The 19,478-nt window shown below is 56.3% G+C and carries 19 protein-coding genes; 10 read left to right on the top strand and 9 right to left on the bottom strand.

Features of this window, described 5'->3' with window-relative positions; genetic code table 11:
- Positions 1–8: 8 nt before the first annotated feature.
- Entirely contained in the window at positions 9–920 is a 912-nt protein-coding gene (ttcA, locus tag SIC19_RS17925) for a tRNA 2-thiocytidine(32) synthetase TtcA (protein WP_075196242.1), read from the bottom strand.
- 74 nt (positions 921–994) lie between these two features.
- Between ttcA and SIC19_RS17920 the strand changes: the two genes are divergently transcribed.
- Genes SIC19_RS17920 through SIC19_RS17910 form a run of 3 tightly spaced genes read left to right on the top strand, consistent with a single transcriptional unit; the run spans position 995 to position 3,398 of the window.
- Positions 995–1,639 carry a TetR/AcrR family transcriptional regulator gene (locus SIC19_RS17920; RefSeq protein WP_041334226.1) on the top strand — a complete coding sequence of 215 codons (645 nt, stop codon included), beginning with the start codon at positions 995–997 and terminating at the stop codon, positions 1,637–1,639.
- A 27-nt stretch (positions 1,640–1,666) separates the two neighbouring features.
- Positions 1,667–2,329, top strand: a complete 663-nt coding sequence (locus SIC19_RS17915; protein WP_041334224.1) for a DNA-J related domain-containing protein — start codon at positions 1,667–1,669, stop codon at positions 2,327–2,329.
- A gap of 46 nt (positions 2,330–2,375) precedes the next feature.
- Entirely contained in the window at positions 2,376–3,398 is a 1,023-nt protein-coding gene (locus tag SIC19_RS17910; RefSeq protein ID WP_127402395.1) for a polysaccharide deacetylase family protein, read from the top strand.
- 3 nt (positions 3,399–3,401) lie between these two features.
- On the opposite strand, the gene SIC19_RS17905 is transcribed toward SIC19_RS17910, so the two are convergent.
- From SIC19_RS17905 to SIC19_RS17890, 4 genes are read right to left on the bottom strand one after another with little or no spacing between them, the layout of a single operon-like run.
- Positions 3,402–4,454, bottom strand: a complete 1,053-nt coding sequence (locus tag SIC19_RS17905) for a MalM family protein (protein WP_052479484.1) — start codon at positions 4,452–4,454, stop codon at positions 3,402–3,404.
- A gap of 35 nt (positions 4,455–4,489) precedes the next feature.
- Positions 4,490–6,115 (bottom strand): OmpP1/FadL family transporter, encoded by a 1,626-nt coding sequence (locus SIC19_RS17900; protein WP_075196246.1) that lies wholly within the window; start codon positions 6,113–6,115, stop codon positions 4,490–4,492.
- Positions 6,116–6,152: 37 nt separating this feature from the next.
- On the bottom strand, positions 6,153–7,163 hold the full coding sequence (locus tag SIC19_RS17895) for a hypothetical protein (protein ID WP_041334221.1): 1,011 nt from the start codon (positions 7,161–7,163) through the stop codon (positions 6,153–6,155).
- Positions 7,164–7,222: 59 nt separating this feature from the next.
- Positions 7,223–8,023 (bottom strand): C39 family peptidase, encoded by an 801-nt coding sequence (locus SIC19_RS17890; protein WP_085680181.1) that lies wholly within the window; start codon positions 8,021–8,023, stop codon positions 7,223–7,225.
- A 252-nt stretch (positions 8,024–8,275) separates the two neighbouring features.
- On the opposite strand from SIC19_RS17890, the gene malT reads away from it, so the two are divergent.
- Entirely contained in the window at positions 8,276–11,032 is a 2,757-nt protein-coding gene (gene malT / locus SIC19_RS17885) for an HTH-type transcriptional regulator MalT (RefSeq protein WP_052479483.1), read from the top strand.
- Positions 11,033–11,039: 7 nt separating this feature from the next.
- Here malT and SIC19_RS17880 read toward each other — a convergent pair whose 3' ends face one another.
- Complete coding sequence (locus SIC19_RS17880) at positions 11,040–11,360, bottom strand: TraR/DksA family transcriptional regulator (protein ID WP_041334219.1); 321 nt, start codon at positions 11,358–11,360, stop codon at positions 11,040–11,042.
- A 134-nt stretch (positions 11,361–11,494) separates the two neighbouring features.
- Here SIC19_RS17880 and SIC19_RS17875 point away from each other — a divergent pair, with 134 nt between their 5' ends.
- The 6 genes from SIC19_RS17875 (at position 11,495) to SIC19_RS17850 (ending at position 17,404) form a co-directional block, all read left to right on the top strand.
- A complete protein-coding gene (locus tag SIC19_RS17875) occupies positions 11,495–12,865 on the top strand; it encodes a sodium:solute symporter family transporter (RefSeq protein ID WP_126812321.1) in 1,371 nt (456 codons plus the stop codon).
- Between the two features lie 306 nt (positions 12,866–13,171).
- On the top strand, positions 13,172–14,035 hold the full coding sequence (locus SIC19_RS17870; RefSeq protein ID WP_127401530.1) for a hypothetical protein: 864 nt from the start codon (positions 13,172–13,174) through the stop codon (positions 14,033–14,035).
- A gap of 231 nt (positions 14,036–14,266) precedes the next feature.
- On the top strand, positions 14,267–15,313 hold the full coding sequence (locus SIC19_RS17865) for a DUF3800 domain-containing protein (protein WP_127401531.1): 1,047 nt from the start codon (positions 14,267–14,269) through the stop codon (positions 15,311–15,313).
- Between the two features lie 295 nt (positions 15,314–15,608).
- Positions 15,609–16,337 (top strand): hypothetical protein, encoded by a 729-nt coding sequence (locus SIC19_RS17860; RefSeq protein WP_127401533.1) that lies wholly within the window; start codon positions 15,609–15,611, stop codon positions 16,335–16,337.
- A gap of 124 nt (positions 16,338–16,461) precedes the next feature.
- The gene (locus SIC19_RS17855; RefSeq protein ID WP_127401534.1) at positions 16,462–16,929 is read left to right on the top strand and encodes a hypothetical protein; all 468 of its coding nucleotides are present in this window, start codon (positions 16,462–16,464) and stop codon (positions 16,927–16,929) included.
- Between the two features lie 97 nt (positions 16,930–17,026).
- A complete protein-coding gene (locus tag SIC19_RS17850; protein ID WP_127401536.1) occupies positions 17,027–17,404 on the top strand; it encodes a GFA family protein in 378 nt (125 codons plus the stop codon).
- Positions 17,405–17,464: 60 nt separating this feature from the next.
- On the opposite strand, the gene SIC19_RS17845 is transcribed toward SIC19_RS17850, so the two are convergent.
- From SIC19_RS17845 to SIC19_RS17835, 3 genes are read right to left on the bottom strand one after another with little or no spacing between them, the layout of a single operon-like run.
- Entirely contained in the window at positions 17,465–18,472 is a 1,008-nt protein-coding gene (locus SIC19_RS17845) for an AgmX/PglI C-terminal domain-containing protein (protein ID WP_127401538.1), read from the bottom strand.
- Positions 18,473–18,474: 2 nt separating this feature from the next.
- Entirely contained in the window at positions 18,475–18,975 is a 501-nt protein-coding gene (locus SIC19_RS17840) for an ExbD/TolR family protein (protein WP_041334208.1), read from the bottom strand.
- Positions 18,972–19,469 (bottom strand): ExbD/TolR family protein, encoded by a 498-nt coding sequence (locus SIC19_RS17835; protein WP_085680171.1) that lies wholly within the window; start codon positions 19,467–19,469, stop codon positions 18,972–18,974. Before SIC19_RS17835 ends, SIC19_RS17840 begins: the two co-directional genes overlap by 4 nt.
- Positions 19,470–19,478: the final 9 nt, after the last annotated feature.

The following is a 19,478-nucleotide window of genomic DNA, read 5'->3' as shown; positions in this document are numbered from 1 at the left end:
CGAACCGATCAGATATTAAGCACGTCCAACCGTCCGAAATCGGGTGTTTGGGGCTCGACCGTCCCGGCACTTTGGCCCGGTTCGGAATGGCGGTGACCCTCACGGAAGTTGTACAGGGAGGTATCGGCGAGGTGTGACGGCTCAACGTTACACATGGCCCGAAACATGGTTTCCAGGCGCCCCGGGTGCTGCTTGTCCCAGGTCTGGAACATGTCCTTGATCACCTGACGCTGCAGGTTTTCCTGGGAACCGCAGAGGTTGCAGGGAATGATCGGGAACTCGCGCAAGCTGGCGTAGCGCGCAATGTCTTTCTCCCGGCTGTATGCCAACGGGCGAATCACCGTGTTCCTGCCGTCGTCGCTGTGCAGAACCGGCGGCATGGATTTCAGCTTGCCACCATAGAACATGTTCAGGAACAGCGTTTCCAGCAGGTCATCCCGATGGTGCCCCAAAGCAATCTTGGTAACGCCGTGTTCTTCTGCAAAATTATAGAGAATTCCGCGACGTAGGCGGGAACAAAGTCCGCAGGTGGTCTTCCCTTCCGGTACTTTTTCCTTAACAATACTGTAGGTGTCCTTCTCGATGATGTGATACTCAATATCAAGAGCCGAAAGGTACTCAGGCAGCACTTCTTCCGGGAAGCCGGGCTGCTTCTGATCCAGGTTCACAGCAATCAGCTCAAAGCGCACCGGCGCGCTTTTCTGGAGATTCAGCAGGATATCGAGCATGGCGTAGGAGTCCTTGCCGCCAGACAGGCAGCACATGACTTTGTCACCAGCCTCGATCATCGAGAAATCAGCAATCGCCTGCCCCATTTCCCGGCGCAGGCGCTTCTGCAGCTTGTTCAGTTCCAGTTTCTGCTTGCGCTCCGCTTCAGGAGCCTGGGCGGTTTCGGAGTTGGCAGTTATTGCTTCGGGCATAGGAAAACGTCGTTCATAAGGTCAGTGAGCGTCGGATTATACGCGTGCAAAAGTTCCAGGGACAGGATACAGACATGGATATGTTAGACACAAAACCGGAAGCCACCGGTAAACGGGAATTCAACCGTATTCGCAACCGCAGTGCCATTCTTGACGCGGCGCGGGAGTGCTTTCGGGAACGGGGGTACGACAACTCCACCATCCGCGATATCGTACGCCGTACCGGCCTGGCGGCAGGCACCTTCTACAATTATTTTTCCAGCAAACAGGACATTTTTGCAGCTCTGCTGACAGATTTCCTAAGCGGCCTCAATCACAACCTTACCGAGTGCCGAAAGTCCGCCAATTCCGCTGAAGACTTCATCTACTTTGCATACCTTTCGCTGTTCCGGGCCACCGCCAGCGACCCCCTGGTTTACGAGCTGGCGCATCGTAACGATCGTGCCATCCGTGAACTGTTCGGCTCAGACATTCTCGGGCTTGCCATGCTCTCCCTGGAGGACGATGTCAGGAACGCCGTTGAGCGTGGCCTGTTGCCGGAGATGGACGAAGAGTACCTGTGCGCCGCTTTCTTCGGGGTAGGCTACGAACTCAGCTTGCGCCTGGCCTACCGTGCCCACAATCGGCCCGCCGAGGCCGAGGCCGAGGCCAGGAATGCCACCCGGTTCGCGACCAACCTGTTCCTGAAGGGGTTGGAGCGGGACATGCCTCTTCCGTAACGGCGCCCTGTCGCCTACCATTGGGGCATGAATCAACCCGATACCGCAACACAGGGCGCCAAGGCGCTGGATGGTGACGCGCCCAATGAGACGCTGAATTTTCAGATTCAGCACCTGCTGGTTGCCACCGAGCATATTCTTCGTCGGCACCCAGCCGGAATCAACGAGCTGGGCCTTATCAAAACCCTGCAAGAGCCGCCCTGGGAGCTGATTGGCGAGGTTAACTTTGGCGAACCGGACAAGCTCTATCCGGTCCATTTCCTGCTGTTCCATGTGCTGTACCGGCTACGGGATCAGCTCGCCACCGGCGGAGAAACCCTGACCATTTCGCCACTGGTGATTCAACTCCGCAAGAGTTCTGTGGTGGCGGGCGCAGGTGTGCCCGACCGCATGGACGAACTGCGGAATTTTTACCTGGACCTGTCCAAGTACGAACTGCCGGAAGACGCCATAAACCGGATGATGGACGATTTCTGGGCCGGGCGCAGCGGCAACCGACCCGCCGCCACAGAAGCGAGTGAAGCCGCAGCCGTCCTCGGTTTTGATGCCATTCCCCCTGGCTTTGACGACGTCAAACAACGCTTCCGGCGGGCAGTTATGCATGCGCATCCGGACCGGGGTGGCGAAACCGAAACCATCCAGGACCTAAACCAGGCCTTCGCCGTGCTCAAGGCACACTTTCGGACCTGATTGCACCGGAATTCCCGATTTCAAGGACACTCCAATGGCACCAAGAATGATGACCCGATCTCTCCTTCTCCTGCCCATCACGGCGTTCACGCTCACTGCCAATGCCGATCTGGTAGCGCTTCAGTACCACCATGTCAGTGACTCGACGCCGTCCTCCACCAGTACGTCAGTGTCCCTGTTCCAGGGACAACTGGATATGATTGAGGATCTGGGGCTGGAGGTCGTTCCGCTTGAATCAGGAACCCGCGCAGCACTGGCGGGTGAGCTGAACGACAGGTCCCAGGTTGCCATCACCTTTGATGATGCCTACGAATCCGTCTACTCACAGGCAGCGCCAGCCCTGCAAGAGCGGGGGTATGAGTACACCATATTCGTCAATACCGAGGCCGTGGGCAGCCATGGCTATATGACCTGGGATCAGTTGCAGGAAGTCAGAGATCGCGACGGCGTGACCATCGCCAACCACAGCAAAGACCACGGCCACCTCGCAAAACGCCCAGGTGAATCCGATAACGATTGGGAGGCACGTGTCAATCGCAGCCTGGATGAGGCCCAGGAAACACTCTCCGAAAAACTGGGGACCAACGTTCCGATGTTTGCCTATCCCTACGGCGAGTTTGACGACGCGTTATTACGCAAGATTGCGGCACGTGGCTGGCTCGGCTTTGGACAGCAATCCGGCGCCATCGGGGAGACTTCCGCCGCCACACGTCTGCCCCGATTCCCGGTGGCGAACGCCTACGGACAACTCAACAGCCTTGAAGACAAACTACGTAGCAAGGCGCTGCCAGTCGATGCCAACAAGCTGCCGGACGGCGTTATCTCTGAGAACCCGCCCACCCTCGCTTTTACCGTACCGAACACCATCAGCGTCGACCGGTTGAGTTGTTTTGCCTCCGGCCAGGGGCGCGTAGGCTTCCAGGTATCGGGTGGAGATAAAGTCATTCTCAAGGCTCCTAGAAGCTTTAACAGCCGTCGTTTTCGCTACAACTGCACCCATCCGGCCCCCGATGGCAGCTATTATTGGCTGTCACAGCAATGGCTTGACCTGAGCCAGCCGGAAGACTGAACGTCACTCGCCAGCCCGGGAGAGACTGAGTTCACCGGTACGGGTGTGCGGGATGGCCTTGGGCCCGTACTTGTCCTCGATAACCGTCTGCCCCGCCAGATCCGCCCCGCGCGTGAAGATCACCATCCAACGCTCACCCCGGCTCGGGAACACCGGAATGTAAGCATGAAGGTAGCCGTACTGGTACCAGGATTCAGGAACATAGCTGGCAACCAGGTCAGTCACGATTCGAACCGGGGCGAACGAGGCATCAAGAAACGCCACCGAGGGCACAAACATTCCTTCGTGGTTGAACGACCTGAGGTGGAGGATGAAATCGGTAATTTGCTCCGGCGGCGGCAGCCTGACCAGACGGTAATGGCTTTCACCCGTGCTGAATGAATGGCGGGGGGCCTCGTCACCCATGGACACCCCGAATTCACGACCTTCCTGCCATTGCTCAGGCTCCGACCGTTCCAGCGCCTGACAGCATTGCCCTGCCCACTGCTGGAAAAAACGTTCCTCTCCGGGATCGATTCCCAGGACAGCCATGGCTTCGGGGTCAGCATCTTCCGGCAGGCCCGGCAGCCCGACCGTTTCTCCCGGTTGGTGGATACTGGCCTCCGTCAGTTGAATCGGCGGCTTGATGCGCCCCTTCTCGACAGCGGTCCGGTTATCCGGCTGGTAATAGCTGACACGAATATTGCCCTGGGCATCACGCCAGGTGAAATAAGGCTTGGGTTCGCCCGGACGAACATAGCCGTCTTTTTCGAGCTGATTGGCATCGGGATAGTTTTCGAGATTGAATTCTTCGTGGTACCCGCTGGAAGAAGCATCCCCGGAAGCCGACGAGTCCGCAGAGCCAGTTGGGGGAGCATCCTCAGCGTTTGCCTCCTTGCCCTCGCCCTTATCTCTCTCACCGGTGCTCTGCGGTATTGGCGACTGTCTTACCCGCCCCTGCTCGTCCACCCAGGTAAAATAACCCTCGCGGCTGCCAGAGGCGTCGGGGCCAGACAACTGGCAGCCACTTATAACGACAGCCAGACAAGCGATAACCATAAAATGGCATTTGGACATCGGGGCGAAACACCCTGTTCGTAAACGCGTTTGCGTCAGAATTTGGTACGGAAACTGAGACCTGCCGTGACAACTCGTAGCGAGGTTTTCACATCCAGCCCCGCATAGGGGTTGTAGATGATATTGGTAATATTGTCACAGTTTAGGTTACAACTGCCGTTGGCAGGAACCGTTTCTATGGATTGCAGATAGCTCAGGTTCATGTCGATCTCAGTATCCTTATCCCACCGATACCCCATACCAATACTGTAGAGGTTTGCACCGCCGAACGGCGCCATAATCTGGCGCTGGTCATCGGGAATTACCGAATCCCGGATTTCCATACCCGCGCGAAGGTCCAAACGGGACGACGCATGGAACTCCAGCCCAAAACCCCAGTTCCACTGATCGGTAAAACCGAGAGGCAACCTCAGTGTGTTGGGAGTGGCGTTCTGCGGTGACAGAATCCGCGCGGCGTTCAGGAATTCCAGGTTACGATCGAAGCGAAACACAAACGCGTCCCACTGCTTGTAGTCCGTCCAGCCAACGTCCACATTGACCGTCAGCTTGGGATGGACATCCAAGCTGATGCCGGTCTGGAAATGCTGGGGATAGGTCAGGTCCATGGAGACGTTGCCCGCTTCCCTTGGGGCACCGGACGGCAAGCTCAGGATAGCCGAGGTGATGGCACCCAGCACCGAGCCGTTGACGCTCTGCCAGAAGCCGGACCAGTCGTCGGTGTACTCTATCTCGAAAGTACCCTTCATATTCATGTCGGCTTCGGAGGTATAACTCGCCCCCCAGGCGAACCACTCATTGGGTTCCCACATCACACCCAGCGCGTAGGTGGGTGACAGGGTTTCCTGCACGTTGATACTCAAGGCGCCAATGTCGTCCCAGGGCCCGACATTACCCCCGCAAAGGGCCAGCCATGGCTGCAGAGGCTCATCCCCACTTTCGCAGTTGAAGGCATCCTGAAGAACCTCCGCAACGCCCAATAGCATGTTGGGGGCGCGCATGTACTGATCTGCGGCAACCCCCATATGCGACAGATGGATTCCGGCACCCACGGACCACTCGTCGTTGATCTTGTAACCAACGGTTGGCGACAGATAAGTTGTCCGCTGCAAGGCCGTTGCCTGTGGCATATAGCGCCCCGGGTCGTCCTTGTCGCGATAGAAGCCGGCGGCCAGGGGCAGGTAGAAGGCGTTGCCAAAGGTCAGTTTCGACCCGGGCGGGTTGATGCTGATACCGGCAGACGGGGCGACGGCGGGGCCAGGCGGCGCCCGCAATATGCCAAATCCCGGGAGATACAGGGCAACATTGTTGGTATGGCTGTGTTTGTTTGCGACCGGGTCCCGCTGTTTGCCAGTGAGAGGGTCTGTTTCCAGGCCATCAATGCCGAAAATCTCGTAGCCATCCGGGGCGTGGAAATCGGCGTCAATGTCCAGGTAGACGCTCATCAGGTTAACTTCAAGCTGACGCCCATCCAGCTTGGTCAGCCCCGCCGGGTTGTAATGGATCGCCATAATACCGGGCGGATCGGCCGTCACGGCGTTACCCAGGGCCAATGCCTTGGGATGAATGGTCAGGTTCTGTGCCAGCTGCGCCTCGACACCACAGGTCACCGAGGCTGCCATAATGGCAGCGGCAATCTGTCTCTTGTGGCTGGTTATTCCCATGAAATCTTCCCTTCCCGTAAAACGTCAGAGGCTGAACTCACTCTTTGAGACCTGAAAATCTGATGGGTAGGGACACGCCCAGCGAGAAATCAGGTGCGTCTTCGGTAAGGCCAATACCAAGGCTGGTGTTCACGATGGTGGTATCGCTCACGCGGGTACCCAGCGACATACTGAGGAAGCCACTCATCTGGTCCTGAGCAACGGCCTGAGTGCCATCACTGAAGGACAGGATGGTCTGGTCGCTGTAACTCAACTGGGCGGAGATGCTGAGGGAAATGTCGTAGGACAGCGAATAGGCGAAACCGGCGGAGCCGGAAAGCCCGAAGCCGGGTTCCAGTTCCTGTAACACCCTGGCGCCCCGGACTTGTTGGAGGTCCCTCTCAGGAAGGTTGTAGGTAGCGCTGGTAGACCCGAACACAACCACCGGGTCCAACACCTTTGAGAAACTTACGCCGCCGGCAACCGAATAGTAGCCGCTACCGGTGGACAGTTGCTCGTCTATATCAATCTCGTAGGGACTGACACCCGTCTTGGTTGTGAAAGTGCCGAAGACCGTCGTGGACATCTTGCCCGGCACGTAGGCAAAAGGCTGCCAGCGAGCGGTCGCGGAGATATCGCCAAAATCGTAGATGTTCAGTTCATCCTGGGTATCGTACTTAACCACCAGGGGTATCCGCGCACCGACAGTCAGGTTATCCAGCAGGCCATAATCGTAGGAAAACGCATTGGTGAAGTTGTGGGTCGCGGACGGCACCACATCGAGGTTGCGAACTGAACCGTCGGTGATCGCCAGGTCGAGACGCTGGTCACCGGTGTAGGAGTAATCGAACGAGTAGTTCAGGGAATGGGTGCCCTTCTTCTGCAACGAGTAGCTGGTCTCGGCTGCCTGGAACACCTCTTCCAACTGTTTGGATGAATCCTCGTCACCCTCCTGCCTGGCAAGTGCCTCCCTCGCCTCGTCTACGTTTCCTTCCTGCGACAATGCCATGGTTGGTAAAAGGCCAGTCACGGAAAAAAGGATAAAACCTCGCACTAACCAACGATTCATCCTGACTCCCTTATTTCTAATTGTATTGTTTCCTGTGTGCCGGCTTTGCGCCCGGCACGTTAATGGCGCCGGTAGAACAGCTGCTTCCGGGTATTCTCAACGCTGCCGTCCGGATTATTCTTCTGGCGTTCCAGCATGTTTCTGATCCGGCGTTCCGTGGATTCATGGAATTCGGGTAACTTCTGCAACGCCAGCAACGTCAATGTCTGGTCGTCCACAAACCGGAGGTCCTCCTCTTTCAACTCCAGGTAATCCAGCGGCTTGTCACTGCCGGGGAACACAATGAAGAGCACGTTGTCGTCCCAGCTCTCTTCAAACTGGGCGAGCGTGAAGGAGATATTGCCGACCGCCGGATCGGCGAGATACACCCGGCCGTCGCGGATGGTGCGCAGCACCACGAAGTGCTTGAAACCGGCGTGCTGGATGGGAACAATGGCCGGGTGATCGAGGTCAATCAGGTCATCAATCGTGGCGCGGAACCCGCCAGAGGGATAACCAAGGGCGGTAACGAGACGTTTCATGTCGAGCATGGAAAAGGCGCGGCGCTGCACAATCCGTTCACTCTCGCCGTAGTGAAGTAGCCCCTCCATGACTTGCCGCTCACCAAGGTTTCTACCGAGGTAGAAATTCAGAACCGTGGTCAAGGCGGCGCTACCGCAGCTGTAGTCGTAAGCCTGACGCACGATATTCCGGAACTTCTGCTCCACCAGAGGTTCCACCCGGGCGTCGGTTCTCAACTCAATGGGGCTGGTGTCGAAATCCTGCTCAATCACAATGGTGCCCTGTTCATAAGGCTCCACGACGACCGCCTCCTGGGCCATAGTGAAAGTGAGGATGGATCCGGCGAGTACCAGCAGCATGGTCAGACGAAGTCCCTGTTATTATTAGACATCACGTTTTCCGAGTTACATCTTGTTACGGTAAGATACCGAAATCGCTAACGCCTTAAAGATAACTGTGCCTCAAATCTGCCGCTGCAGAAGGGGCCCTCCCTGCCGGTTTTGAGAACTGGTTCATGCCCCTCAAATAGCGACAACGGGAAGTTGACGCAGAGCCACAAAGCCGGTATCACATTCTTTGCCACTGTCTGACACCAATTACTGAAGATCCTGATGACAACAACACTGAATCCGGGACAACTGACGTTCATCGCTGCCAAAAACCAGAGCCCACAACCACCACCCGCCCTTTTACACCGGGAAAAATTCAACGATCTTCTCCACGGCCTGGAACCGGTAAGCCTGCTGCTGGTGCATGCGCCCGCCGGCTATGGCAAAACCACCACCGTGGCGGATCGTCTTGAGGCACTGGAGGCCACCAGCGCCTGGTACCGCCTGGAAGTCGGCGACAACGACCCGGCCCGATTTGCAGGCTACCTGGCCAAGGCACTTGAGGTTGCAGCTCCCGGCAGTTGCAAGGCCACGCTGCGGAAGTTGCAGGAGAAGGGGTACGACGATCTGGAGGTTTTTCTCACCGACCTTCTGGCCGAGCTTCCCCTGGACGGGGAACCGTTGTATCTGGTGCTGGACGACTATCACCTGATTGACAACGAGGTCATACACAACGCACTGCGCTTCCTGCTGCGGCATCAACCTGCCTGCCTGACGCTCGTCCTGATCACCCGGACGGTGCCACCCATTGGCGTCGCGCAACTGAGGATGCAGGGACGGATGACCGAGATCACCTCACGGGATCTGGCCTTTGGTGCAGACGAAGCACAGAGCTACTTTGACAGCCGATTGCCGTTCGAGATTTCTCGGGAAAGCATCGAGCGGGCTGTCAGGCGGGTTGAAGGCTGGGTGTCGGCACTCCAGCTTCTGTCCGCATCCGCACTGACCAGCATCGAATTCAACGATTTTGTGGATCAGCTCGAGTACGGCAACCAGCACATCTTTGACTACTTTGACGAACTGGTTGGGCAGGGGCTGACGGAACAGCAGCGAACATTCCTGCTACGCACCAGCATACTGGACCGCTTCAACGCGCGGATGGTCATGAGGGTGATGGACGACAGCAATGGCCAGGCCCTGCTCAGTGGCCTTCTGTCCATGGGGCTGTTTATCACGCCCGTGGACAATTCCGCCCTGTGGTTCCGCTACCATCCGCTGTTTTCCGTCTATCTCCAGCACCTTTTGAGCTGCACCACCGAAGAAAACCGCCAACAGCTGCACCAACGGGCCAGTGACGCCTGGCTGGAACTGGACCACGCCGAAGAGGCCGCCCGCCACGCCATCGCCGCCGACGACGCGGACCGTATCACCCGCGTACTGACCATTCACGGCCGCAAGTTTTTCACCGAGGGCCAGTTTATCCTGCTGCAGCGTTGCCTCGACGCCCTGCCCCAGGATGTGATTGCCCAGGATCCGACGCTGACACTGCTCAGGGCCTGGGTGGCCCAGGGCCAGTACAAGTTTGACGAAGTTGAAAACTGGTTGTCGGCTGCGGAAACCCGTCTGGAAGCATCCATGACGGAAGACACCCAGCGCGCCGTGCATGGTGAGTTCAGTGCCATTCGTGCTCAGGTCGCCATGAATTATGGGGATGGAGAACGTGCCCTGGCCCTCGCCCGCGAGGCCATCGACCAGGAAGCCCGCTACTTGCCCACCTCCCGGGTGGCGGCGGCCTCTGTCATTGGGGAAGCTCTGTTTGTCCAGGGCGAACTGGAAGAAGCCCTCGCCCGTATGCAGGAAACCGAACACCTCGCCCGGGCGCACCAGGCCCACCAGAACGTGCTCTGGGCACTGTGTCAGCAGTCTGAAATCAGCGTTGCGATGGGCTTGTTGCAGAAGGCCTACAACATCCAGGAACGGGGTTTCCAGTACGCCGAGGAAAACCACCTCAACCACCTGCCAATACTGGAATTCCTGTTCCGCATCCGCAGTCAGATCATGTGGGAATGGCACCATCTGGAAAATGCTGAGCGGTGTGCGCTCCAGGGCATCGAAATCCTGGAAGCCCAGGGCGAGCGCTGGTACGTGCAAAGCTATACATCGCTGGCCAAGGTGGCCCATGCCAGGGGCCGGCAAAGCCTGTGCGCGGACTACATCGCCAAGATGCAGAAAATGCTCGCCTCCGGTGACTATCATCTGGACTGGGTCGCCAACGCCCACGCCACCATGCTCGCCTACTGGGATGCAGTTCGGGACCGGGAAGCCATACAACGCTGGCTGACCATCGCACCGCCCGTCGACCCCACCACAGCGACCAACCACTTCAATCAATGCAACGGTCGCAACCGGGCTCGGGCGTACATGAGCCTGGGCCTGTACAGTAAAGCGCAGCCTCTGCTGACAGGACTGCAAGCCGTCGCGGAACAGGTGGGTCTTAAAACCGACCTCAACCGCAACCATATCGCGCTGGCGCTGCTTTACTGGGACACTGAAGACCGTGAGAACGCCCTGAAGCACATGGTCGCCGCGCTCCAACTGGCCAGCACCACCGGGGCCGTCGGCAGCTTCCTGCGTATGGGCAAGGTGCTGATCGTGATCCTGAAAGCGCTGATCAATGACGAAGCGATTGACGGAATGGAACTGCAGCGCGCCGAACGCCTGATCCAGCTGGCTCAGCAACAACGGGATTTCAGCCGCGCCATCCGGATTTCACTGGACGAAGCCATCATTCAGGATATTATCGACCGGCCTGATGTACCCGAACTGATCCGCACATCTCCCCTTACCCGCCGGGAATGGCAGATACTCAGTCTGATCCACGCCGGCCTGTCGAATGACCAGATCGCCGAACACCTGAAAGTCGCCTCCACGACGGTGAAGACGCACATTCGCAGCCTCTACCAGAAGCAGAACATCAGCCACCGGTCAGAGGCCATTGAACTGGCCAAGGACCTGCTCAGCAAGATTCAGGGGGAGTGATAGGGGTTCAGTCTTCGGCGCACTTCACGCAGACTGTGGTGTAGGGCAGAACCTGCAGGCGCCGTGGATCAATGTCTTCGCCGCACCCCTCACATTCGTCCCCGAGCCCTTCCGCAAGGCGTTCAAGGGCGTGTTCGATCTGGGCCAGCTCGTTGCGGGTTTCCGTCTCCAGTGAATCGACCACTTCGTCGTTCTGGGTCTGTACGGCCTGCTCTTCGAAGTCTTTCTCCAGCGCGCCACCCTGGCGATGCTGGTGGGCTTCATACTTTGACAGGCGTGCCTTAAGGTCGGCACGCAGGGTTTCCAGTTCCGATTTGCGATTACTCATTGGGTGGGGCCTCCCCCGTCGGTTCAATTCCGAATGGTGACTTACTACAGTAAAGCATAAGACAGACAGTCAATCGCAGCACCGCGTGGAATATGTCACTATTCCCGGCTTTATGATTAACGGAGAAACACACCATGCTCTACACCACGGTAGCTGCCCTGGCGGCTGCACTCGTTCTGTTCACCTGGCTCGGGCTGCGGGCTCGCCTGGCCGATGGCGGCCTGGATGATTTCGTGACGGCCCGCAACAGTCAGGGCGCCCGGGCACTTGGGCTATCCTTCCTGGCGTCGGGTATGGGAGGCTGGATACTCTTCGCGCCCCCGGAAGTTGGCGCCCTGGTGGGGCCGGTGGCATTGGCCGGTTACGCCCTTGGCGCCGCCCTGCCCTTTATCGTGTTTGCCTTCTGTGGCCCGGCCATCCGGCGCTACCTGCCACAGGGCCGCAGCATTGGTGAGTTTGCCCAAGCCTGTTATGGCTCATCGGTTCGCCGCTACGTGTCGCTGATCTCCGTGCTCTACATGCTGTGCTTCCTTACCGCCGAACTCACCGCCATCGGCGCCATCACCTCATTGCTGTCGGGCGTGAATGGGAACCTTGCGGTGCTTGGCGTGGCCGTTGCCACACTCATATACACCACCTGGGGTGGCCTGCGAGCCAGCATCGTCACGGACCAGTGGCAGGCGTTCCTGCTGATCGGGCTACTGGCCATTGTCGGATTCGTGGCAATGGACCGGCTACCGGAACTGCAAATGGCTGACGCCCCCTCCGCGCCAGTAGGCAGTGCCCTGGGCGTAGCCCTGACACTGGTGATCGCCGTAACCGCCGCTAATCTGTTTCACCAGGGCTACTGGCAGCGCCTGTGGTCCGCCCGCGATACTTCGGCGCTGCGCAGCGGCGCCCTGTTGGGCGGCCTGGTGACTATTATCGTGGTTGCCGTGGTCGGCGGCTTGGGCATTGCCGCCGCCATGAGCGGTGCAGATCTCGGATCTCCACCCATTCCGTTCTTTGCACTACTATCCGGCGCCCCCGCATGGCTGACCATTCCCGCCCTGGTACTGGCCCTCACACTAGTCGCCTCATCCGTGGACACACTCCAGAACGCCCTGGCCTCCCTGGCAGTAACTGAAAAACAAGGGCTCTCCATCATATCGGCACGATGGGTGACCGTCCTCCTGATGATTCCCGTGGTGATAGTCGCACTCCAGGGCGTCTCGGTACTGAGATTGTTCCTGATCGCCGACCTGCTCTGCGCGACGGCGGTGATACCGGTATTGATGGGGCTGTGGAAGCGAATGACCACTACCGCAGCCGTATTTGGCGGCCTGGCCGGCCTGGCGGGGGCGATCATTCCTGGCTGGGTGACTGGTGGCAGTCTGACGGCGGGCCTCCTGGCCGCCAGCTTCCCCGGTGGCATCCCTACCCTGGCCCCCTTCCTGGGTGCCCTGGCCGCCTCCGCCGTGGTTAGCGTGGCGATAACGCTGGTTTGGGGGCGGAACAGGCACTGAGTATTCCGGTATACCGTTTGTTGGAGTCCTGAAAACTGGTCGTTCCGACCATGATTTCTGGCAATACAACGAATTCCCGGTTAACTCTATTTGTATCATGAGGTTAGCCGGGTCTCAGAAAACATGAATAGTGGCCGCTGCGACCACTATTCCAACGTTTTACCTCTGGTGATAATTTCCGGAACTGATTGACCTAACAGGATTTTTTGCCTAGTTTAAACTGAAATCTGCTTAGAAATATAAGTCGCTGGAAAAGTGTTCGTGGGGACTCATATACAAATGTTAGACAGTAGGAGACATACCTGAATGGATGCAGGAGATAGATTTCTACTCTACATAGACATACTCGGGTTCTCAGAGATGACAAACAACGAACCCAGGAAAGTGGCCCGTGTCTACTCCATACTCGACGAGCTAAACGTTCATCGGCACAACTCGTTTAAAACTATTGTCTTCTCGGACACAGTCCTCGTTTACAATCCTGATCTAGCGGAAACGGACGAAGAACGTCAGTACTTGGTATGGTATCTGATTGAGTTTGCAGAAGATCTTCATCACCGTTTAACCGGACAGGATATCTTCTTTAGAGCGATACTGACGTCTGGTTCTTTCGCTCATTACCAGCTTGAAAATATAGAGTGCTTTTTCGGCCAAGCACTAGTGAGGGCCTATTCCTCAGAAAAGAACATTCCCTCTCTCGGGCTATTTATTGATAATTATTGTCAAAAATTCAACCGTTTTTTTCGAGTGGCGGAATTCGATGAGAGCCTATCTTTCGTTTATCTAAACAGGAGTTTGGAGACACTAGTGGAATACTCTGGTGGGACTTTTCCAATCACTGAGTACGGAATTATTGACCAAGCGCCTTATGTCCCATGGCAGGTCCGTTTCTTGAGCGATGTCCACCGGAACATGCGCGAGCATAAATCCCCTGTGGTTCGCACAAAGTTTCTAACGGCATGGGATTTTTATGCGAAACGATATCCAGAGTTGGTTAAGGCCCTGGTTGACAGTGATTTCTCTCTTTCGAGCCTTGCTCCCGATGCCGCATGGAAAGGCGAGGTCATCGCGATGAATAAAGATATCAAACACTTCAAGCGTATAGGTAGTGGTACACCCTTATCAGTACAATTGACCAAACGGGGCCAATACAAATCTGCGAAGAAATAGGCATGGTCGGCGCTGTCCCGTGGGATTGCCTAACCAGTGCAGCCACGGCGACGCTCACTACATTGCTCCTTTGGCTCCATTTCATGGGCTCGCATGCTGCAAGTGTTGGGCGGCATGAAGGTTCAGGATCTGTAAAACTAAATACAATCATAGATATAGAGATTATTGCGTAGGTATTGCCAGAGATGCTGATCTAAAGATTTGCCACCGTTTTAAAAAAAGAGGTCTTTCATGGAATGCTTCCGGATTGATGAGAGCGGTTATACAGGATTCGACCTATTAAACTCTGAGCAACCCTTTCAAGGGGCAGCGGCCGTTTCCATAAGCGATGAAGACGCCGAGCGATTAATCAAGGAGCACTTTCCCAGCTTGCAGGCGACTGAGCTCAAGTACCAGGCGCTGTCCCGTCGGCCAAAAAACCACCCAAGACTGCTCGGTTTGTTGGGTAACATCCATACTAACTACAAGTGTGTGACTTATGTCTGTGACAAGCGCTTCCTGCTGTTGCTGATGTTCTTGGACTATGCAGTCGAGCCGTTCTACTTCGAAAGAGGGATCGATTTTTATGCGGATGGCCAGAACTACTCACTAGCGTCCCTGCTATATTTTGCTGGCCCCACCCTTTTGGGTAAGGGAGCCTTTGATGCGCTATTGGCCGCCTTTCAGTCTGCGATGAGGGAGAAAACCACGAAAGCTCTGGATGATCTCGTCACAGCAGCACGCAAGACAAAGTGGTACGAGCTACCAGAAGCCGTAGGGCCTCTGGCGGGTTATGGAGCTCCGGAATGCTTATCGGCGATAGCAACACCTGGTGTCAGCACCGATGCTGCCTTAGTCGTTCTCCAAGCCCTCATAAGCCGAATGGAGGTTATGGCGGACGGGCCATACCGGGTTGAGCACGATCAATCAAAAAACCTGCTCACCTACCATAACTTATTGGAGCGCTACATCAATCATGACGTCGATATCGAGTTTCGGCAGTCAGAAATCGCAACTATTAAATTCCCGCTCAAGCTCACGTCAGTCACTCAAATTGATTCAAAGACTAGTCCGGCTGTCCAATTAGCTGATGTCATGATCGGTGCAGCCATTGAAGTGACAAAAATCTTGAGGGGCCAGAAGGCCGAGGGGATAGAGCCAGACGCATTATTAGATCTATATAAGGATGAGCAGGTCATACATATGTTTCCCTCGCTTGATTTCGATGAGCAACGACGGTTTCGGAAAGGGACACAGGCTGCAGAGGTAATTGACTACTTTTCGCAGTTCCATGTCTGAGCGAACGGGCTGCCCAACAAAGCCAGTCACGGCGACGGCTTCGACATTGCGGCTTCGCCTCCAGGTCGAAGCCGCACGTGCTGGCTGGCGTTGAGGCCGTAGAAAAAGTCCCGAGGTTTTTGGGGTTGACCGCTCCTACGCGAAATCTACGGAATATTTCGGAGAGAAATGCTCCAGATTTCACGAAAAGGCGCTATTTTTAGCGCGAAAATTAAACAATTTGAGACCGTAGAAGGGCTCTGGAGTTTTTCTACAGCCTCGTTGGGCGAAAAAGTATCATTGAGGAGAGTTTTTGATGAGCTGCATTATTTGTGGTGATGCCCCTACAATAAAATCTCATCTAATACCCAGGACTCTCGCCCGAGAGGTTCAAGTAGGTAAAGCACATGCCTACGTGAGAAGTTCAAATAACTTCGACCATACCCAGTCGGGCATATTCGAGCGCAACATACTTTGCAAAACTTGCGACAATGAATTGGGTAAATTTGAGAACATTGCTGCGACGGCGTTTCGTAAAATCAGAGAAGAAGCAAAAAACTCTGCCTTGGGGGAATACACATTAAGGGGCGCGTCAGGAGACGATATTTTGCGATTTGTGGCCGGCCTGCTGTGGAAATACAGCGTCGCATCAACGAAAAACGGCAGGATCGACTTGGGGCCGTATCAGAAGGTAATGAGAGATATTGCCTTTGCGCTCAAACCTATTCCCACGAACATTGACGCCTTGCTATGTCGTCTAAAAAGCCATAATGGCGACGACGGGGTGTTCGCTTACCGAGCTCCAAAGCCAGATAGGCAGGAAAACGTAAATGGTTACAGGATCCTTGTCGGCGGCATTTTTATTTTTGTCAAAATTGACCAACAAACCCCGCGAGGTGGCGCCCTAGAAAGGAGCTCTGTTCGCGGTAAGACCAACTTACCCTATGTTGTTTTGCGTGCACAAGACTTCGAGGAATACCGACTATCGGCGAGTCTCGCGCACGACGGTCGGCTATCGGCCTATTTAGACAAGCAAGACGGATAATGGCGTCCAATATCTGTATTTATGCATGGTCGCCCAACAAGGCTCGTCGCGCGGATGCCCTTTTCGCCGTTCCGCTATGTAAAGGCCACCGGTGCGCTTCGCATTATGCGCAAAAGGAGAAAGCGTGCATCAGATAGCAACCCAATGGATTGTTGGGTTACTTGGAGATAGAGATGTCCCTTACCTGATCTGTGGAGGACTCGCAGCAAAGGGGTACGGTTCTGAGCGTGAGTTGAACGATATTGACCTTTTCGTTCCCGGGGAACATTTTTCGTCAGTGGTTCAGGCCGGCCAGGAATATATATCCAAGGCAGCCACGCACTACCGAGAGGAAGGCTGGGATCTAACCTACGTTCAGTTCAAGTATGAAGGGGTGAAAGTGGAGGTGGGCAGCGCTGACGATCCGCAAATTTATGACGCCGGTCGTCAGGCCTGGGTTCCGCTCGATATAGATTTCTCTCGCTATCAGACAGTCAGATTGCTGGGTTTGGAGCTTACACTTATGCTTAAAGAAGATTTGGTCCGATATAAGTTGGCGCTCTCACGACCTGTGGATATCCAGGATGTCCGAGCTATCCGAGAAAGCACATAGCTGTGTCAGTTACGGCGACGCCTGCAGCATTGCGGCTTTGCCCCTATTGCGTGGCGGCGCATGCTGAACGGCGTTACAAACAAGTAGGTCTCCCAACATGGATGTAAAAGGTATAAACCGCGGCGCCTGCCACTGCGGCAGTGTCCAATTCGAAGTTGATCTTCCCGGTGGCTTTGAGGACTTGAGCCGTTGCAATTGCTCAATGTGCGCACGTCGTGGCGCTGTCGTGACCTCGGTTCCGTTAGATGCTTTCAGGATCCTGCAGGGAGCAGAGAATTTGACGCTCTATCAGTTCAATACCAAAACGGCTGAACACTACTTCTGCGCTACCTGCGGGATCTATACACACCATAGACGGCGCTCAAACCCGAATCAGTTTGGGGTGAACGTGGCGTGTATAGAGGGGGTAAATCCATTCGAGCTGGGCGATATTCCTACCACGGATGGCATCAACCACTCGTCCGATCGCCACTAATGGCTGATTGCACGTTAGTCCCGGCCTGACGGCCGGGACTCGATAGCCAATAGCGTCCGCTCAACCAGAGAGCAGTTCGATCGGATAACGAATAGTCGTCCTGTCGACACCCGGGCGGGCGCCGAAATCCACCAATCGCAGACGGTTGCAAATTTTCTTTTCAAGGGCTGGCTCGTTCAGGGTGGATTCCACCACCGAACAGCTTGAGACCGCCCCATTCTCTTCGATCACCAGTTCCGGCGTCACGCTGCCCTGCAGTGAGGGTTTGCGGCGCAGTTCGCGGTTGTAGATGCTGTAGATGGCCGATTTGTTGGCGTCCATGGTGCGACGGAGCTCTTCGCGGCTGCGCTTGCTGGCAGCGGCCTGCTGCTCACGCTCGGCGGCTTTCGCCTGGGCGACCACTTCTTCCGCTTCCTCTACCTGGGCTCGTTGCCGTTCCGCCAGCGCAACCTCGCGGGTTTCGCGGGTCAGGCCGGATTCATCCACGCCGGAGCTGCGGCCGGTGTTAGCCTTTTGTGCCAGGGTATCACCCGTCTTGCGGGCGATTGGTTCGGCCGTTGTGACGGTGGCCGGTGTATCCAGTTTGACGGATTTACCCAGCGCACTCAGCTTGGAGAGCTCATCGCCCATGGCGAGGATACCGGTGTTTTTTGCCTTTTCCCGGGCTTTTTCGACATCCTGCTGCGTTGGCTCCGGCTTCTCCGCCACCTGGGGCTCGGGTTCTGGTTCTGGCTCAGGCTTCGGCGCGGGCGGCTGTACCTGGGGCTCGGGTTCGGCAACGGGTTGCTCTTCCGGTTCCGGCTTCTCTGGTTCAAGTTCGGGCTCAGGCTCGGGTTCCGGCGCTTTCAGTTCCGGGGGTGGTGGCGGTTCCTGTTTCTCAACAATCAGCTTCGCCAATTGCGGCGGCAGGGCTTCACGCTCTTTGCGATCCTGCTCCGGCAACTCAACCCAGGTGATGTACGCGGCTGCCACAAGGAACAACGGGACCACGAGGGTAGCAACCGCAAACAAGCGCTTGCGTTCTCCGGCCTCCTGATTCCAGGGCAATCCCTGACGATACTCTGCCACAGCTAGGCTCCCTGCTCTGTTTTCTGGTTTACAGCCAGTGAAATACTGGCGTAGCCCGCGTCCACGCAGGTGGACATGATTTTCTTCAACAGTTCATAGGGCAGTTCGCGATCGGCAAGGATGGTGATGGGGCGCCCTGCATCCGGTGCCGGAGCACTGGAGCGGCTGGCCTGGTAGTCCAGCTCTTCCTTCAGGGCGGGCTCTACCTGACCACTAAAGGCCTGGAGCACGTCCCGCTTCATCACAACACGGCCGTTCACCAGGATATCGTTGTCCGTGACCGTCAGCGCGAGCACATCACCCGGGGGCTGCTGGGCACTGGAGTCCGGCAGCTTGATGGCGTTGTCCTGGTTCAGCACCTGCACATCGGAGGATGAATTCACCATCAGGAAGAACACCAGGATGGTAAAGATGTCCATCAACGACACCAGGTTCAGCTTGCTCTGTTGTTTGCCCCGCCGATGATGGCGCTTCAGGCGTTTGGCTTTCGCAGACTCTTTCATGACTGTTCAGCCCTCTTCGGTGCGTCGCCCAGTGAGATCTCGGGGAACAGCTCGGCCTCAACGACATCACCTGCGACAACCGCTTCGTAAGAGCGCACCTTGTCCATCACCGACACCAGCGTCTGATATGAGGTGTCGCTGGACGGCATAATGATGATGTTGCGTTTGTCCGGGAGCCTGCCCTTAAGCTCCTTCATGACCTTACCGAGCATCTCGAAGTCGTGGGCCGCTTCGCGGTTGGCAATGGTCTTGATCACGCCGCCCTGGTTGTCGGACACCACAAGCTGGTCTTCGAAAATGACGACCTGTAACTGGAGTTCTTTCTGTTCTTCAACGGAACTGCTATCCACATCTGGGAAGTTCAGCTCCAGCACGCTGGTGTGTGCAAACACCATATTCAGCAGCAGGACCGGAACCAGCACGATCATCAGGTTCATGAACGGTGTGATATCCAGGTCCGCTTCGCTGCGAAGCCGACGATGCTTACGCCTCATGGCTTTAGC

The organism is Marinobacter sp. MIT930201 (genome assembly GCF_047122665.1).
GTDB lineage: Bacteria > Pseudomonadota > Gammaproteobacteria > Pseudomonadales > Oleiphilaceae > Marinobacter > Marinobacter salarius.
This window is presented reverse-complemented; position numbering and strand designations above follow the sequence as displayed.

Coding starts and splice junctions, on each gene's coding strand:
- ttcA (WP_075196242.1), bottom strand. CDS start 920: ATGCCCGAAGCAATAACTGCCAACTCCGAAACCGCCCAGGCTCCTGAA.
- SIC19_RS17920 (WP_041334226.1), top strand. CDS start 995: ATGGATATGTTAGACACAAAACCGGAAGCCACCGGTAAACGGGAATTC.
- SIC19_RS17915 (WP_041334224.1), top strand. CDS start 1,667: ATGAATCAACCCGATACCGCAACACAGGGCGCCAAGGCGCTGGATGGT.
- SIC19_RS17910 (WP_127402395.1), top strand. CDS start 2,376: ATGATGACCCGATCTCTCCTTCTCCTGCCCATCACGGCGTTCACGCTC.
- SIC19_RS17905 (WP_052479484.1), bottom strand. CDS start 4,454: ATGTCCAAATGCCATTTTATGGTTATCGCTTGTCTGGCTGTCGTTATA.
- SIC19_RS17900 (WP_075196246.1), bottom strand. CDS start 6,115: ATGGGAATAACCAGCCACAAGAGACAGATTGCCGCTGCCATTATGGCA.
- SIC19_RS17895 (WP_041334221.1), bottom strand. CDS start 7,163: ATGAATCGTTGGTTAGTGCGAGGTTTTATCCTTTTTTCCGTGACTGGC.
- SIC19_RS17890 (WP_085680181.1), bottom strand. CDS start 8,023: ATGCTGCTGGTACTCGCCGGATCCATCCTCACTTTCACTATGGCCCAG.
- malT (WP_052479483.1), top strand. CDS start 8,276: ATGACAACAACACTGAATCCGGGACAACTGACGTTCATCGCTGCCAAA.
- SIC19_RS17880 (WP_041334219.1), bottom strand. CDS start 11,360: ATGAGTAATCGCAAATCGGAACTGGAAACCCTGCGTGCCGACCTTAAG.
- SIC19_RS17875 (WP_126812321.1), top strand. CDS start 11,495: ATGCTCTACACCACGGTAGCTGCCCTGGCGGCTGCACTCGTTCTGTTC.
- SIC19_RS17870 (WP_127401530.1), top strand. CDS start 13,172: ATGGATGCAGGAGATAGATTTCTACTCTACATAGACATACTCGGGTTC.
- SIC19_RS17865 (WP_127401531.1), top strand. CDS start 14,267: ATGGAATGCTTCCGGATTGATGAGAGCGGTTATACAGGATTCGACCTA.
- SIC19_RS17860 (WP_127401533.1), top strand. CDS start 15,609: ATGAGCTGCATTATTTGTGGTGATGCCCCTACAATAAAATCTCATCTA.
- SIC19_RS17850 (WP_127401536.1), top strand. CDS start 17,027: ATGGATGTAAAAGGTATAAACCGCGGCGCCTGCCACTGCGGCAGTGTC.
- SIC19_RS17840 (WP_041334208.1), bottom strand. CDS start 18,975: ATGAAAGAGTCTGCGAAAGCCAAACGCCTGAAGCGCCATCATCGGCGG.
- SIC19_RS17835 (WP_085680171.1), bottom strand. CDS start 19,469: ATGAGGCGTAAGCATCGTCGGCTTCGCAGCGAAGCGGACCTGGATATC.